Consider the following 14,337-nt stretch of genomic DNA (forward strand, 5'->3'; position numbering starts at 1 on the left):
CATGGGCATCGATCTTTCCTTGCTGTGGGCCGGCATCATCCTGTTCGGCGTGATGATGTACGTGATCATGGACGGCTTCGACCTGGGCATCGGCCTGCTCTACCCCTTCGTCCCCGACCGGCACGACCGGGACGTGATGATGAACACGGTGGCGCCGGTCTGGGACGGCAACGAGACCTGGCTGGTGATGGGCGGCGCCGGCCTGCTGGCGGCCTTTCCCCTGGTCTACGCGGTAGTGTTGAGCGCCCTCTACCTGCCCTTGGTGTTCATGCTGCTCGGGCTGATCTTCCGCGGCGTGGCCTTCGAGTTCCGCTTCAAGGCCAACGACCGGGAGCGCCACGTCTGGGACAAGGCTTTCATCGGCGGTTCCCTGGTGGCCGCGTTCTTCCAGGGCGTGGTGCTGGGGGCCTACATCGACGGCATCAAGATGGACGGCCGCGCCTTTGCCGGCGGCCCTTTGGACTGGCTGGCGCCCTTTCCGCTGTTCTGCGGCATTGGGGTGGTGGCGGCCTACGCCCTGCTCGGCAGCACCTGGCTGATCATGAAGACCGAGGGCGATCTGCACCGCCACATGTTGGCCCTGACCCGGCCCCTGGTGGGGCTGCTGCTGGCGGCCATCGTGGCGATCAGCGTGTGGACGCCCCTGGCCCAGCCCCACATTGCCGAGCGCTGGTTCAGTTGGCCCAACCTGGCCTGGTTCGCCCCGGTGCCGCTGCTGGTGGTCCTGGCCATGGTCGGCCTGGTGCGTTCCCTCGATCGGGCGCCGGTTGCCGCGCCATTTCTCTACGCCCTGGGGCTGGTGTTCCTCGGCTACAGCGGCCTGGCCATCAGCGTCTGGCCGAACATCCTGCCCGGCATCAGCATCTGGCAGGCGGCGGCGCCGCCCCAGAGCCAGGGCTTCGCCCTGGTGGGGGCCCTGTTCATCATCCCCTTCATCCTGATGTACACCGTCTGGTCCTACTACGTCTTCCGCGGCAAGGTCCGACACGGCGAGGGCTACCACTGATGACCCGGGGGGAAGGGAGCGGCCGCTCCCCGTGGGGACGGCGGCTCGGCTGGCTGGTGTTGATCTGGGCGGCCAGCGTGGCCACGCTGGCCGTAGCTGCCTGGCTGCTACGTCTGTTGATGCAGGCTGCCGGCTTTAATTCCTGAGCGTTGCGGTGGGGGGGGCTGCGCATGAACGTGCCGCGGGATGGTGAAAAAACGTTGCCCGCGTAGCGTATTTATTCCCGGAGTGCGAGAGAAGTCATTGTAAAATATGACTTTAGATATAAATAAAATAAATATTTCGTGCTTTCCGGAATTAACGAAAAGTCTCTTCCCCGACTTCAGCTATTTGGCATGCTTGCCCTGGTCCTGGTGTTTACCCTGGGACTCGGGGTGTATTTCACTTGGCAGCACATCCGCGATTTCGAAGCCGGTCTGGCTGATCTCGAGCGGGAAACCCTCGCCCGTCAGCAGAGCTTGCTTGCCGCCGAACTGGATTCGAGCAGCAACTACCTGGAATTCGTCCGCTCCCGCACCGAGGCCGTGCTCAAGGAGGCCCTCAAGGCCGAGGTCGATCAGGCCTACCAGGTGGTCGAGGCCATCTACCGGCAGGAAAAGGGGCGCCGTCCCGAGGCCGAGATCCGCCGACTGGCGAGCGAGGCCCTGCGGCCAATGCGTTTCTTCGACGGCCGCGGCTATTTCTTCATCGATGACCGGGCCGGCAACTGCGTCCTGCTGCCCATTTCGCCGGAGCGCGAGGGCTCGTCCCTGCTCGACAACCGGGACGATACCGGCCACTACATCATGCGCGGCCTGATCGAGGCGGCCAAGGACGGCCAGGGTTATTCGCGCTACCGCTGGTACGCCCCGGGCAATTCCCGGGAAATGGCCGACAAGATCGCCTACGTGCGCAACTTCGAGCCCTTCGGCTGGATCATCGGCGCCGGCGACTACCTGTCCAACATGGAACAGCAGCTGAGCCAGGAAGCCCTGGTGCGGCTGCGCTCGGTGCGCTTCGGCAAGGACGGCTACCTGGCGGTGCTGCACCGCGACGGCAGGGTGCTGGTGTCGCCCTCACGCCCGAACTCCGAGGGCGTCGAGGTTGCCCATCTGCCGTCGGAGGCGGAGCGCCGGGTGGTTCGCCAGCTCCTCGACCTGGCCAGGCAGGGGGGTGGGGTGGCGCGCTACGATTGGCTGCATCCGGAACGCAACCAGATGTCGTCCAAGTTCTCGATGGTGCGCGCGGTGGATTCCTGGGGCTGGGTGCTGGTGGCGGGGGTGTATCTGGACGACCTGGACACGGTCCTGAAAAACGGCCAGTCAGAACTGGCCGCCGGGGTGCGCAGCCACATCGTGACCACCGTCCTGGTGCTGGCCCTGGCCGCAGCGGCGACCTTCGCCTTTTCCCTACTCTTCTCTCGCTGGCTCGGCCGCATTCTCCATGCCTACCGGGACGACATCGAAACCCGCAACGCCCAACTGATCGAGAATGCCCAGCAGCTGCGGCTGGCCGCCCAGGTGTTCGAAAGCGGCAACGAAGGCATCGTCATTACCGACCCGAGCAACCGCATCCTCACGGTGAACCGGGCCTTTTCCGCCATAACCGGCTACGCCGCCGACGAGGTGGTCGGCCAGAACCCGAGCCTGTTCTCTTCCGGCCGGCATTCGGCCGAGTTCTATGCCGCCATGTGGCGGGAACTGAACGAGCGCGGCACCTGGGCCGGTGAAATCTGGAACCGGCGCAAGGATGGCACCCCATTCCCCGAGTGGCTCAACATCAGCGCGGTCAAGAACGACCGTGGCGAGGTGACCCACTACATCGCCGCCTTTTCCGACATTACTGAGCGCAAGGCAGCCGAGGCCCAGGTGCGCCACATGGCCGAGTACGACGCCCTGACCAACCTGCCCAACCGGGTGCTGCTGCAGGACCGGCTCGGCCAGGCCATTGCCGCCGCTCAGCGTGGGGGCGGCCGCATGGCCCTGATCTTCATCGACCTGGACCGTTTCAAGAACATTAACGATTCCCTGGGGCATGCGATCGGGGACCAGGTGCTGTGCCAGGTCGGGGCACGGCTTGCCGACACGGTGCGCGCCAGCGACACCGTCAGCCGCCTCGGCGGCGACGAGTTCGTGGTGCTGCTGCCCGAACTGGATGCGCCGAACCAGGCGGCCAGCGTGGCGGAAAAGCTGCTGGTGGCACTGAGCCAGCCCTTGCAGGCGGATGGGCACGAGTTGGCCGTGACCCCCAGCATCGGCATCGCCGTCTTCCCCGAGGACGGCCAGGACGGCTCAACCCTGCTGAAGAACGCCGACGCGGCCATGTATTACGCCAAGGACAACGGACGCAACAATTTTCAGTTCTTCACCCCGGAAATGAATGCCCGGGTGTCCGAGCGTCTGGCCCTGGAGAACAACCTGCGCCAAGCCATCGCCCGCAACGAGCTGTTCCTTCACTATCAGCCCCAGTTCGACCTGCAGACCGGCGAGCTCACCGGCTGCGAAGCCCTGGTGCGTTGGCAGCACCCGGAGTTGGGCCTGATTCCCCCATCCCGTTTCATCCCGGTGGCCGAAGATTCGGGCTTGATCCTGCCCCTCGGCCACTGGGTGCTGCGCGAAGCCTGTCGCCAGGCTAAGGCTTGGCAGGACGCTGGCCTGCGGCCGATTCCAGTGGCGGTCAACCTCTCCGCCGTGCAATTCCGCCAGGCCCGGCTCGCCACGATGATCGCCGACGTCCTGGCCGAAAGCGGACTGGCGCCGCGCTGGCTGGAACTGGAACTGACTGAGTCGATGCTGATGGAAGACGGCGAGCGCCACACCACCGCCCTGGCCGATCTGAAAGCTCTCGGCGTGGGGCTGGCCCTGGACGACTTCGGCACCGGCTATTCGAGCCTGTCGTACCTGAAGCGTTTCGACCTGGATACCCTGAAGATCGACCGCTCCTTCGTCCAATCCCTCCCCGACGACAGCGAGGACGCAGCCCTGACCACCGCCATCATCGGCATCGCCCGCCAGTTTGGCCTCAAGACCGTCGCCGAAGGCGTAGAAACCGAGGCCCAGCGCGCCTTCCTCGCCGCCCAGGGTTGCACCCTGATGCAGGGCTTCTTGCTGGCCCGACCGATGGCGGGGGCGGAGCTGGCGGAGTTGCTGGAGACGGTTCCCGCCTGAGTCTGCTCGCTGCTCCTCGACGTGCCCAATGAAAAACGGCGCCAGGTCTCCCTGGCGCCGTTTTCATTCCTGCTGACAAGCGCTCTGCGCTTATTCCATCGCCTCGTACAGCGGCAGGGTCAGGAATTCCGGGTAGTCCGGGGTCAGGGACATCTTGTCGAAGATTTCCGCGGCCTGGTCGTAGGTCTCGGTCTTCTCGCCCTGGGCGGTGACGGTGGCCTTCACCTTGGCCAGTTCTTCGGCAATCATCGGGCGCACCATGTCCACGGTGACCTTGCGGCCGTCGTCGAGCTTGCCTTTGGGGCTGACCACCCACTGCCACACCTGGGAGCGGGAGATTTCGGCGGTGGCGGCATCTTCCATCAGGTTGTGGATGGGCACGCAGCCGTTGCCGGCCAGCCAGGAACCCAGGTAGTGGATGCCGACGTTGATGTTGTTGCGCAGGCCGGCTTCGGTGATGGGCTGCTCGGGCTGGAAGTTGAGCCAGTCCTTGGGACCGAAGGTACCTTCGACCTGCTTGCCGAACTGGTTCGGCTTGTCGCCCAGGACCTTGACGAACTCTTCCATGGCGATGGGCACCAGGCCCGGGTGGGCCACCCAGCCGCCGTCGTAGCCGTCGTTGGCGTCGCGGCGCTTGTCGTGGCGGATGCCGGCCAGGGCCTTCTCGTTGGCTTCCGGATCGTTCTTGATCGGGATCAGGGCGCTCATGCCGCCCATGGCCGGGGCGCCGCGCTTGTGGCAGGCCTGCACCAGGGCCAGGGCGTAGGAGCGCATGAAGGGCACTTCCATGGTGATGGCGCCCCGGTTGGCCAGGCAGAAGTCCTTGTTCTTCTTGAACTTCTTGATGCAGGAGAAGATGTAGTCCCAGCGTCCGGCGTTCAGGCCGGCGGAGTGCTCGCGCAGCTCATAGAGGATCTCTTCCATCTCAAAGGTGGCGAGGATGGTTTCCACCAGCACAGTGGCCTTGATGGTGCCCTGGGGCAGGCCGATGTGGTCCTGGGCCATGACGAAGATGTCGTTCCACAGGCGGGCTTCCAGGTGGGATTCCATCTTGGGCAGGTAGAAGAAGGGGCCGGCGCCGCGGGCCACCTGTTCCTTGGCGTTGTGGAAAAACACCAGGGCGAAGTCGAAGATACCGCCGGAGACGCGCTGGCCGTCCACGGTCACGTGCTTCTCATCCAGGTGCCAGCCGCGGGGGCGGATCTGCAGGGTGGCGATCTTGTCGTTGAGTTTGTAGACCTTGCCCGCTTCGTTGGTGAAGGTCAGCTTGCGGCGGATGGCGTCGAAGAGGTTCACCTGGCCCTGGATCTGGTTGAACCAGTTGGGGCTGTTGGAATCCTCGAAGTCGGTCATGTAGGAATCAGCGCCGGAGTTGAAGGCGTTGATGATCATCTTGGCTTCCACCGGGCCGGTGATCTCGACGCGGCGGCACTGCAGTGCGGGGGGCACCGGGGCAACCTTCCAGTCGCCTTCGCGGATGTGCTTGGTTTCCGGCAGGAAGTCGGGCATTTCGCCGGCGTCGATGCGGGCCTGGCGGGCGACGCGGGCTTTCAGCAGTTCCTGGCGGCGGCCTTCGAAGGCGCGATGCAGCTTGGCGACCAGGGCCAGGGCGTCGTGGGTCAGGATTTCGTCGAAGCGGGGGTGCAGCGGGGCGTTGATGGCGACGCCTTGGGGCAGGTTGAGGCTCATGGATGCTCCTTGGAGGATGGTGGCAGGCAAAGCAAAAAATCGGCGATAGGCGGCAAGTGGCTAGGCCGTCTTGTAAAAGTAGTACGCGGTGAGCAGGCTGCCCACGGCAATGATCACCCGCTTCAGCCACAGGGCGGGAATGCGGCGGGCCACGGCCGCGCCGGCATAGCCCCCCACGGTGCCGGTGATCAGCATCACCGCCGTATGCGGCCAGGAAACCGCGTTGGCGATGACGAAGGTGCCCACGGCCACGCTGTAAATGACCGCGGACAACCAGTTCTTCAGGGCGTTGATCTCGTGGACATCCTTGAAGCCCTGAATGGCCAGGGCCGCCAGCATGAGGATGCCCATGCCTGCCCCGAAGAAGCCGCCGTAGATGGAGACGGCCAGTTGAAAGAGATAGCCCCCCGGGCCCACATGGCGCTCGCCGTCATGACCGGGGGCGGCGGGCTTGAAGCGGGCCACCAGCCGGGAGAGCTGGGCGCTGAAGGCGAACAGCACGGTAGCTACCAGCAGCAGCCAGGGGATCAGCTTGGCGAAGGCGGCGTTGCTGGTGGCGAGCAGCAACAGGCCGCCGCCGATGCCGCCGAAGAAGGCCACCACCGAGAGCAGCGGCAGGGTACGCTTGAAACGGGCCAGTTCGCGACGGAACGCCCAGGCGCCGGCCAGGCTGCCTGGCCACAGGGCCACCGAGTTGCTGGCGTTGGCCACCACCGGCGGGACCCCTACGGCGAGCAGGGCCGGGAAAGAGAAGAAGGTGCCGCCGCCGGCCACCGAGTTGACCGCGCCGGCGGCGAAGGCGGCGATGCCGATGAGCAGGATGTGGGTCAGTTCCATGGCGCCGTGGGGTCTCAGGCCTTGCCGCCGGCCTGGCGGGCGCGGACGAAGGCCACCAGGTCGTTGAGGCTGGAGCCGCTGGCGCTGGGGACCACGCCCAGCTCTTCCGGCGGCTGGCCGGCCCGGTTGACCCAGAAGGTGGTGTAGCCGAACCAGGTGGCGCCGCAGGCGTCCCAGCCGTTCGACGAGACGAACAGCAGGTCCTTGGCCGGAGCGTCGAAGGTATCCGGCCCCAGCTGGTAAGCCTCGGGGGCCGTCTTGTAGCACTGCACGGCGTGGGTCGACAGCAGGTGGTCGAACAGGCCGGCCATGCCGGCACTCTTGACGGCGATGTCGAGCATGGCCGGGGTGCCGTTGGACAGGATCGCCAGGGGCAGGCCCAGGGCCTTGAGCGCCTTCAGCGCCGGCAGGTTCTCGGGAAAGGGGGACAGGCAGGCGTACTGGGCCATCAGGCGGCGGCGCTGCTCGGCGGAGAGCGGCAGGCCGAGGCGGGCGCAGGCGAAGGTCAGGGCGTCGTCGGTGATCTCGTAGAACGGCCGGTACTGGCCGCTCATGGTGCGGATACGGGAATAGTCGATCTGCCGCTCGCGCCACAACTGGGACAGGGCGGCGCCCTGGCCGGGGTACAGCTGCTCGGCCAGCGACGTCACCGAATGGACGTCGAACAGGGTGCCGTAGGCGTCGAACAGGATGGCGCGGAACATGACCGATCAGGATTCCCCGAAGACAATGACGCTAGTCTATTCAACATTGAGGATCGTGATAACGGCCTTTTTGTCTTCTATATTTTTTACTTTTAGTAAAGAATGGCGCAAAAGAAAACCCCGCCACGGGGGCGGGGTGAAATGCGCTATGCGCACGGGGGGTGATCGATCCGCCCCTCAGGGGAAAAGGGCGGGGAGAACAATTGACCTGCCGCCTCGCCGGGAGAGTGGCGAGCGGCGACGCCATCGTAGCGCCGCACCCGGCCTCCCGGTATCCGCAAAACTGACCAGTGGCGGGCTGGGGCGCGCCTGCCGGTTTCTCTGGCGGAGGCCTTGCCTGCCGCGCGCCACTGGCGTGGTCGGCGCCCTGGCGCCGTCGCTGGCCGGCCACCGGATATATCTCTCTTCGTCCCCCCCGTTCCTTTCGATTACGGCCCGCTCTCATGGACACCTTCAAGCAGATCACCGCCTTCGTCGCTTCCGCTACCCGGGGCAGCCTGTCCGCCGCTGCTGCCGCCGAGGGCGTTACCCCGGCCATCATCGGCCGGCGCATCGATGCCCTGGAAGGGCGGCTCGGGGTCAAGCTGCTGCTGCGCACCACCCGCCGCCTGTCCCTGACCTTCGAAGGCCAGGCCTTCCTGGAGGATTGCCAGCGCATCCTCAACGACCTGTCCAATGCCGAGGCCTCGGTGTCCCTGGGTGGGGTCAAGGCCAGCGGCCACCTGCGCCTGTCGGCGCCGGCCGGCTTTGGGCGCAAGCACGTGGCGCCCCTGGTGGCCGAGTTTCTGGCCGGCCACAGCGAAGTGACCGCCAACCTGGATTTGTCCGACCGGCTGGTGGACGTGGTCAACGAGGGCATCGATTGCGCCATCCGTATCGGCGAGCTGACCGATTCCAGCCTGGTCAGCGTCAAGCTCGGGGAGATGCGCCGGGTGGTAGTGGCCAGTCCGGTCTACCTGGCGGCCCGGGGGGCACCGGCCACCCCGGACGATCTGGCGGGCCACGATTGCCTGTCCCTGGGTCCCCAGCGCGGGTGGCTGTTTGCCGACCTGGAACGGGCGAGCGAGCGCCCCGGGGCCACGCTCACGGTCAAGGTGAGTGGCCGTTTCGAATGCAACGACGGGGCGGTGCTGCACGAGTGGGCCCTGGCCGGGCACGGCCTCGCCTGGCGTTCGTTATGGGAAGTGGGGGGGGATCTGGCAGCGGGGCGCCTGCGCACGGTGCTGGACGACTACGCGGCGCCGCCCATGGGCATCTACGCGGTGTTCCCGCAGCGCCGCCACCTGCCGCTGCGGGTGCGGCTGTTCATCGACTACCTGAAGAACACCTACAGCAACCCGGCCTACTGGCGCTAGGCGGGGGGGGATGCTGCTGCTGCCGCTGCTGTCGTGGCGCCCCCGGCCGCCGGGTGGCAAGGGCGGGGGCGGCCATGCCGAGGCGGCGCCCAGGGCATCAGGTCTGGTTAAAGGGAGGTGGCGATGTGCTCGAAATCGTCCAGTTCGCGCTCGAACTGGCTCAGCTCGCTGCCCAGGGCGTCGCGCACCGAGACCATACCCACCGGGCGGCCGTTGTCCACCACCGGCAGGTGGCGGAAGCCGCCGGTGTGCATCAGGTGCAAGGCGTAGCCGAGGGGGCGTTCGGGGCTGACGGTGCGCGGTTCCGGGGTCATCACCAGGGTGATCGGCGTGGTGTCCGGGTCCAGGCCCGGGGCCAAAACCCGGTTGAGGGCGTCGCGCTCGGTGAAGATACCCACCAGCAGGCCGCCGCGGATCACCATGATGGCGCCGACCCGGGTGTCGGCCATGCGCCGCACCGCCTGGCGCACGGTGCTCTCTTCACTGGTGGTGAGTATGTGCTGGTCGCGAATGACGTCGCGGATGGTGCGTTGGGGCATGGCAGTCTCCTTGGGCGCGGGCCCGTCTACAACTGACAGTGGGGATGCCAGTGTATTTGAAAGGGAGGGACTGTGCTGCCCCGGCCAGGTTCCCCGCCGCGGCCGGTCGGCGGCCGGGGCGGCGGGCCTGCCCCGGGCTGGGGCCGGAAGCTATTCCCAGCGCTTCTGGTAGGAGAAGGTGGGCAGCTTCCAGCCGCGCCAGATGGCCAGCAGGCGCAGGGTCAGGCCGGCGGCGAAGCTGATCAGGGTGTTGGCCTCGGTGGGCACGCCGAACTTGCGCAGCACCAGGTAGAGGATGCACACCGCCAGGGAGACGCTGGCGTACAGCTCGTGGCGGAACACTACCGGCACCTGGTTGCACAGCACGTCGCGCAGCACGCCGCCGAAAATGCCGGTGATCATGCCGGCCATGATCACCACCACCGTGGGGTAGCCCATGCCCAGGGCCACTTCGCAGCCGATCAGGGAAAAGGCGATCAATCCCAGGGCGTCGAGTACCAGGAAGACCATTTTCAAGTGGTGCATGTAGCGGGCCAGGACGGTGGTCAGCAGGCCGGCGGAGATCACCAGGTAGATGTAATCCGGGTGTTGGGTCCAGCCGATGGGGAAGTGGCCGAGCACCATGTCGCGGATGGTGCCGCCCCCCAGGGCGGTGACGAAGGCAATCACGGCGACGCCGAAGATGTCCATGTTGCGCCGCCCGGCGGCCAGGGCTCCGGACATGGCTTCGGCGGTGATGGCGATCAGGTAGATGGTGATCAGCACGGGGCCACCTCGCTGAAAGCAAGGCGGGGTGCGGTGTTCCAGAGGGTATGCCTGGAGATTGGCGTGGATGCTGGGTTTTGCAGGGGCATGGCTGGAGATCCAATAGGGGCGCGGGGTTTGGCCCGGGCCATGACTGGCTTCGGGCAAACGGTTCCGTGCAGCGCCTCTCCCCCTGTCCTTTTACCTGAGAGTTTCGGCCCGGCCGCCTGCGGCGTCCGGCCTGCCCCTTCGGTGGATCGCCCGCGGCCTTGCGGCATGGCGGCGACCGCTCTCCAGTCGGCTGAATGAACCCCGCAGTTCCCGGTGCCTGAGCGATTATGGGAGCTTGCGCCTTCGGCGGGGGGCGCCTGACGGCGCCTCCTCTCTCCTGCAGGGTAGGCGGATTATCCGGGGGATGGTGGGGCGAGGCAACCCGCCGCCACGCTGCGGCCCGGCCGTTGCGCCTACCGGTGGCGGCAGCTTGGCAGGAGGTGGGGCGGGGGGAGGGGCGGAACTAGGCCGCGTCCGCCACCAAGCGGCCCAGGGCGGCCACCGCAGTGTCCAGGCGCTCGTCCCAGGGGTGGCCGAAGTTGAGGCGCAGGCAGTTCCGGTACTCGCGCTTGGCCGAGAAGATCGGCCCCGGGGCGATGCTGATGCCCTGGGCCAGCGCGCGCCGGTGCAGGACCAGGGTGTCGGTGCCCTCGGGCAGCTCCAGCCACAGGAAATAGCCCCCCTCGGGGCGGCTGACCCGGGTCTCGGCCGGGAAGTGGCGCGCCACCGCCTCCATCAGTTGGGCCTGCTGCTGCGCCAGGGCGCGCCGCAGGCGGCGCAGGTGGGGCTCGAAGCCACCTTGCTGCAGGTAGTCGGCCAGGGCGATCTGGGTCGGGATGTTGCTGGCCAGGGAGGTCATGAACTTCAGCCGCTCGACGCTGCGGGTGTAGCGCCCGGCGGCCACCCAGCCGACCCGGTAGCCCGGCGCCAGACACTTGGCGAAGGAGCCGCAGTGGAGCACCCGGCCGGCCCCGTCCAGGGTCTTGCTGGAGAGCAGCTCGCCGTCGAAGTGCAACTCGGCATAGACGTCGTCCTCGATCAGGGGCACGTCGTGGCGGGCGAGCAGGGCCAGCAGCTCCCGCCGCTTGTCCTCCGGCACCCGGCTGCCCAGGGGATTCTGGAAGTTGAGCATGAGCAGGCAGGCTTTCACTGGCTGCTGCTCCAGAACCTTGGCCAGGGCGGTGAGGCTCACCCCTTCCCGGGGATGGGTGGGGATTTCCACCGCCTTCAATTGCAGGCGCTCGATGGCCTGCAGGCTGGCGTAGAAGGTGGGGGATTCCACCGCCACCAGGTCGCCGGGCTGGGCCACGGCCTGCAGGCACAGGTTGAGGGCTTCCATGGCGCCGTTGGTGATGACGATTTCCTGGGGGCTGACCGGGGCGCCGGCCGCCAGGTAGCGCAGGGCGATCTGGCGGCGCAGGGCGTCGTTGCCGGGCGGCAGGTCGCGCACCGTGGCCCAGGCGTCCATGTGCCGGGCGGCGGCCCCCAGGTGGCGGGCGAGCTTGTCCAGGGGAAACAGCTCCGGGCTGGGAAAGCCCGAGCCGAGGGGCACCACGCTCTGGTCGCGGCTGGCGTAGAGCACGTCGAAAACGAAATCGCTGATGTCCACCTGGGTCGATTCCGAGGTGGGCCGGGTCTGACGCGGCTCGGGCAGGTGGCGGGCGGGGCGGGGACGCACGTAGTAGCCGGATTTGGGCCTGGCTTCCACCAGACCGCGCCGTTCCAGCAGGTAGTAGGCTTGCAGCACCGTGGCCGGGCTCAGGGTATGGCTCCGGCAGGTGGCGCGCACCGAGGGCAGCCGGTCGCCGGCGCGCAGCACGCCATTGGCGATCAGCAGGAGCAGTTCGTTGGCGAGGGATTCGTAGCGGGGCGCGCTCATGGGGCTATCTGTGCTGGTTGTTTTTCATAATATCTGAATCTGTTACCGGCAGGCGCTAAACGGTTTACTCCGTGCTGTATCCCGGTACCCGATCCTTGCCGCCTGGGCAGAGGGTCGGGACGGTCATGACTGACCGATGCCGGGCGCTTATCGGAGTGTTCCATGTCTGTCCCCCAATCCCTTGCCATCCCCGCCGCTGACCCGGCGGTCTCTGTCCACACCCAGCCCATTTCGCCGCCCCGGCCTGGCCGCCGCGGCAAGCAGGGCAAGATCTACACCCGGGAGACCTCCGGGCGCTTTAACCGCCTGCGCTGGGGCATGGTGATCGTCACCCAGCTGATTTTCTACGGTCTCTGCTGGTTGCCCTGGGATGGCCGCCAGGCAGTGCTGTTCGATCTGGGCGACTACAAGTTTCATATCTTCGGCCTGGTGCTGTGGCCCCAGGACGCCCTGTACATGGCCATCGTGCTGGTGGTGGCGGCCCTGGCCCTGTTCTGGGTGACGGCCCTGGCCGGCCGGGTGTTCTGCGGCTTTGCCTGTCCCCAGACGGTCTACACCGAGATGTTCATGTGGATCGAGAACCGCATCGAGGGTGATCGGGTGGCCCGCATGCGCCGCGACAGCGCGCCGTCCACCCCTGCCGGTCTGGCCCTCAAGGCGGCCAAGCACGGCGCCTGGTGGATGCTGGCGCTGTGGACCGGTGTCACCTTCGTTGGCTATTTCACTCCGGTGCGCGAGGTGGTGACGGGGGCCTTTCAGGGCCAACTGGGGCCGTGGGAATGGTTCTGGCTGTTCTTCTACGCCACCTTCACCTACCTGCAGGCCGGCCTGTTGCGGGAAAAGGTGTGCCAGCACATGTGCCCCTACTCGCGCTTCCAGACGGCGATGTTCGATGACCGGACCAAGGTGGTGGCCTACGACGTGGCCCGGGGCGAGCCCCGTGGCGCCCTGCGCAGCGCGGCAAATAGCGGCGATTGCGTCGATTGCAGCGTGTGCGTGCAGGTTTGTCCCACCGGCATCGACATCCGCCAGGGGTTGCAGTACCCGTGCATCAACTGCGGACTGTGCATCGACGGCTGCGATCAGATCATGGACAAGCTGGGCCGGCCCCGGGGCTTGATCCGCTTTGCTGCCGAGAGCGCCGGGCAACCGCTGGCGGTGACATCGGGCGCGGCCACGACGGCGCGGTCGACGACGAAATCCATGCCGACCACGACGGCCAAGGGCTGGCATCCCCGGCTGTGGGTCTATGGGGCCCTGATGGTGTTCTTCACCGGCCTGGGCATTTACGTCCTGCTGCACCGGGTGCCGTTGCAGGTGGATGTGCTGCGCGACCGGGGGGCCCTGTTCCGCGAAGTCGAGGACGGTCGGGTGGAGAATGCCTACCGCCTGCACATCCTCAACATGGACCAGATTCCCCACCGCTTCCGCGTTACGGTGGAGGGGCTGCCGTCCGCCCGGGTGGTGGCCGGCGAAGTGCTGGACGTGGCCGGCGGGAGCACCGCCAGCCTGCCGGTGACCGTGCAGGCCGAGGCCGCTGCGGGCCGGGCCGGGGCCAATCCGGTGCAATTCACCATCAGCAGCGAAGAAGCGGCCGATGGCCGCGACCAAAACCTGCAGGTGAGGGAAAATAGCGTTTTCATGCTTCCCTGATCGTTCGCCATGCCTGCCTCGCCCCTGATCCGTTTCGAAGACCTGCCTGCCAGCACCGGGGTGGGGGGCGGGGGGGCTGGCGAGGTGGTATTGGTGCTGTGCGCCGCCTGGTGCGGCACTTGCCGCGGCTTCGAGACGATCGCCAAGACCGTCGCCGAACGTAGCAGCTGTGGCGCCTGGGCCTGGATCGACATCGAGGATGCGGCGGACGCCCTGCCCAGCCTGGATGTGGAAACCTTCCCGTCCCTGGCGGTGGTGCGGGGTGGTGAATTGCGCTTCTACGGCCCGATCCTGCCGGATGCCACGGTGCTCGACCGGACGGTGCGTGCCGCCCTGGAAGGCGGCGGCGCGCCGGTGCTGCCCGACGGCCATGCCGTGGAAGAGGGCGAGGAGTTGGTCGGCCTGGCCCGGCGGGTGGAGGCCTGGCGCCAGGGCTAGCGCTGTTATCGCGCAAGCCAGGACGCGCGGGTAGGGCGTACTGAAGGCGAATGAATAGGGGGCAGCCAGGCTGCCCCTTTTTCGTATTCGCCACCGAGAGGCGCTCTGACGGATGGGGCGGTGGCCTGCTTGCCGAAAGCGCAGCCGGTTTCGGCGGCGGCGTCATCACGCGCGCGGCGGTGATGAATCGCCAGGACAAAAAAAGGCCGCGCTCTGGAAACCAGGCGCGGCCAAACTCAAGCAAGAATCTGTAGGACGGGCACTCCGGAGAGTGGTGCCCGCCGCCACCTTGCGGC

Annotated in this window: 12 protein-coding genes and 1 riboswitch; of the genes, 6 read left to right on the forward strand and 6 right to left on the reverse strand. The window is 67.0% G+C overall.

Annotated features, from left to right (window positions below):
* Position 1 precedes the first annotated feature (1 nt).
* The 3 genes from cydB to OTERR_RS03730 all read left to right on the forward strand — a co-directional run bounded on the left by cydB (position 2) and on the right by OTERR_RS03730 (position 4,152).
* Positions 2–1,006 (forward strand): cytochrome d ubiquinol oxidase subunit II, encoded by a 1,005-nt coding sequence (cydB, locus tag OTERR_RS03720; RefSeq protein WP_149424902.1) that lies wholly within the window; start codon positions 2–4, stop codon positions 1,004–1,006.
* Positions 1,006–1,152: a DUF2474 domain-containing protein gene (locus OTERR_RS16630; RefSeq protein ID WP_149424903.1), complete on the forward strand. Its 147-nt coding sequence runs from the start codon at positions 1,006–1,008 to the stop codon at positions 1,150–1,152. Before cydB ends, OTERR_RS16630 begins: the two co-directional genes overlap by 1 nt.
* Positions 1,153–1,341: 189 nt before the next feature.
* Complete coding sequence (locus tag OTERR_RS03730) at positions 1,342–4,152, forward strand: bifunctional diguanylate cyclase/phosphodiesterase (protein WP_149424904.1); 2,811 nt, start codon at positions 1,342–1,344, stop codon at positions 4,150–4,152.
* A 90-nt stretch (positions 4,153–4,242) separates the two neighbouring features.
* On the opposite strand, the gene aceB is transcribed toward OTERR_RS03730, so the two are convergent.
* Genes aceB through OTERR_RS03745 form a run of 3 tightly spaced genes read right to left on the reverse strand, consistent with a single transcriptional unit; the run spans position 4,243 to position 7,382 of the window.
* The gene (gene aceB / locus OTERR_RS03735) at positions 4,243–5,841 is read right to left on the reverse strand and encodes a malate synthase A (RefSeq protein WP_149424905.1); all 1,599 of its coding nucleotides are present in this window, start codon (positions 5,839–5,841) and stop codon (positions 4,243–4,245) included.
* Positions 5,842–5,901: 60 nt separating this feature from the next.
* Complete coding sequence (locus OTERR_RS03740; RefSeq protein WP_149424906.1) at positions 5,902–6,678, reverse strand: sulfite exporter TauE/SafE family protein; 777 nt, start codon at positions 6,676–6,678, stop codon at positions 5,902–5,904.
* A gap of 14 nt (positions 6,679–6,692) precedes the next feature.
* Positions 6,693–7,382, reverse strand: coding sequence for a haloacid dehalogenase type II (locus OTERR_RS03745; RefSeq protein ID WP_149424907.1), 690 nt, complete (start codon positions 7,380–7,382; stop codon positions 6,693–6,695).
* Between the two features lie 443 nt (positions 7,383–7,825).
* Here OTERR_RS03745 and OTERR_RS03750 point away from each other — a divergent pair, with 443 nt between their 5' ends.
* Entirely contained in the window at positions 7,826–8,737 is a 912-nt protein-coding gene (locus OTERR_RS03750; RefSeq protein ID WP_149424908.1) for a LysR family transcriptional regulator, read from the forward strand.
* Positions 8,738–8,844: 107 nt separating this feature from the next.
* Here the strand turns inward: OTERR_RS03750 and OTERR_RS03755 are convergent, their stop codons facing one another.
* From OTERR_RS03755 to OTERR_RS03765, 3 genes are all read right to left on the reverse strand, one after another.
* Complete coding sequence (locus tag OTERR_RS03755) at positions 8,845–9,276, reverse strand: CBS domain-containing protein (protein WP_054621571.1); 432 nt, start codon at positions 9,274–9,276, stop codon at positions 8,845–8,847.
* A 150-nt stretch (positions 9,277–9,426) separates the two neighbouring features.
* The gene (locus OTERR_RS03760) at positions 9,427–10,041 is read right to left on the reverse strand and encodes a trimeric intracellular cation channel family protein (protein WP_082397066.1); all 615 of its coding nucleotides are present in this window, start codon (positions 10,039–10,041) and stop codon (positions 9,427–9,429) included.
* A gap of 284 nt (positions 10,042–10,325) precedes the next feature.
* A riboswitch (glycine riboswitch) is annotated at positions 10,326–10,421 on the reverse strand.
* 113 nt (positions 10,422–10,534) lie between these two features.
* Entirely contained in the window at positions 10,535–11,950 is a 1,416-nt protein-coding gene (locus OTERR_RS03765; protein WP_149424909.1) for an aminotransferase-like domain-containing protein, read from the reverse strand.
* 162 nt (positions 11,951–12,112) lie between these two features.
* Between OTERR_RS03765 and ccoG the strand changes: the two genes are divergently transcribed.
* Positions 12,113–13,603, forward strand: a complete 1,491-nt coding sequence (gene ccoG, locus OTERR_RS03770; RefSeq protein WP_149424910.1) for a cytochrome c oxidase accessory protein CcoG — start codon at positions 12,113–12,115, stop codon at positions 13,601–13,603.
* Positions 13,604–13,612: 9 nt separating this feature from the next.
* Positions 13,613–14,041: a thioredoxin family protein gene (locus OTERR_RS03775; RefSeq protein WP_149424911.1), complete on the forward strand. Its 429-nt coding sequence runs from the start codon at positions 13,613–13,615 to the stop codon at positions 14,039–14,041.
* The last annotated feature ends 296 nt before the right edge of the window (positions 14,042–14,337 follow it).

Source organism: Oryzomicrobium terrae (genome assembly GCF_008274805.1).
GTDB lineage: Bacteria > Pseudomonadota > Gammaproteobacteria > Burkholderiales > Rhodocyclaceae > Oryzomicrobium > Oryzomicrobium terrae.

What these genes read in the sequence shown, in the direction of transcription:
- OTERR_RS03730 (WP_149424904.1), top strand. Translation starts at nt 1,342, where the DNA reads ATGCTTGCCCTGGTCCTGGTGTTTACCCTGGGACTCGGGGTGTATTTC.
- ccoG (WP_149424910.1), top strand. Translation starts at nt 12,113, where the DNA reads ATGTCTGTCCCCCAATCCCTTGCCATCCCCGCCGCTGACCCGGCGGTC.
- OTERR_RS03745 (WP_149424907.1), bottom strand. Translation starts at nt 7,382, where the DNA reads ATGTTCCGCGCCATCCTGTTCGACGCCTACGGCACCCTGTTCGACGTC.
- OTERR_RS03775 (WP_149424911.1), top strand. Translation starts at nt 13,613, where the DNA reads ATGCCTGCCTCGCCCCTGATCCGTTTCGAAGACCTGCCTGCCAGCACC.
- OTERR_RS03755 (WP_054621571.1), bottom strand. Translation starts at nt 9,276, where the DNA reads ATGCCCCAACGCACCATCCGCGACGTCATTCGCGACCAGCACATACTC.
- OTERR_RS03765 (WP_149424909.1), bottom strand. Translation starts at nt 11,950, where the DNA reads ATGAGCGCGCCCCGCTACGAATCCCTCGCCAACGAACTGCTCCTGCTG.
- aceB (WP_149424905.1), bottom strand. Translation starts at nt 5,841, where the DNA reads ATGAGCCTCAACCTGCCCCAAGGCGTCGCCATCAACGCCCCGCTGCAC.
- OTERR_RS03740 (WP_149424906.1), bottom strand. Translation starts at nt 6,678, where the DNA reads ATGGAACTGACCCACATCCTGCTCATCGGCATCGCCGCCTTCGCCGCC.
- OTERR_RS03750 (WP_149424908.1), top strand. Translation starts at nt 7,826, where the DNA reads ATGGACACCTTCAAGCAGATCACCGCCTTCGTCGCTTCCGCTACCCGG.
- OTERR_RS16630 (WP_149424903.1), top strand. Translation starts at nt 1,006, where the DNA reads ATGACCCGGGGGGAAGGGAGCGGCCGCTCCCCGTGGGGACGGCGGCTC.
- cydB (WP_149424902.1), top strand. Translation starts at nt 2, where the DNA reads ATGGGCATCGATCTTTCCTTGCTGTGGGCCGGCATCATCCTGTTCGGC.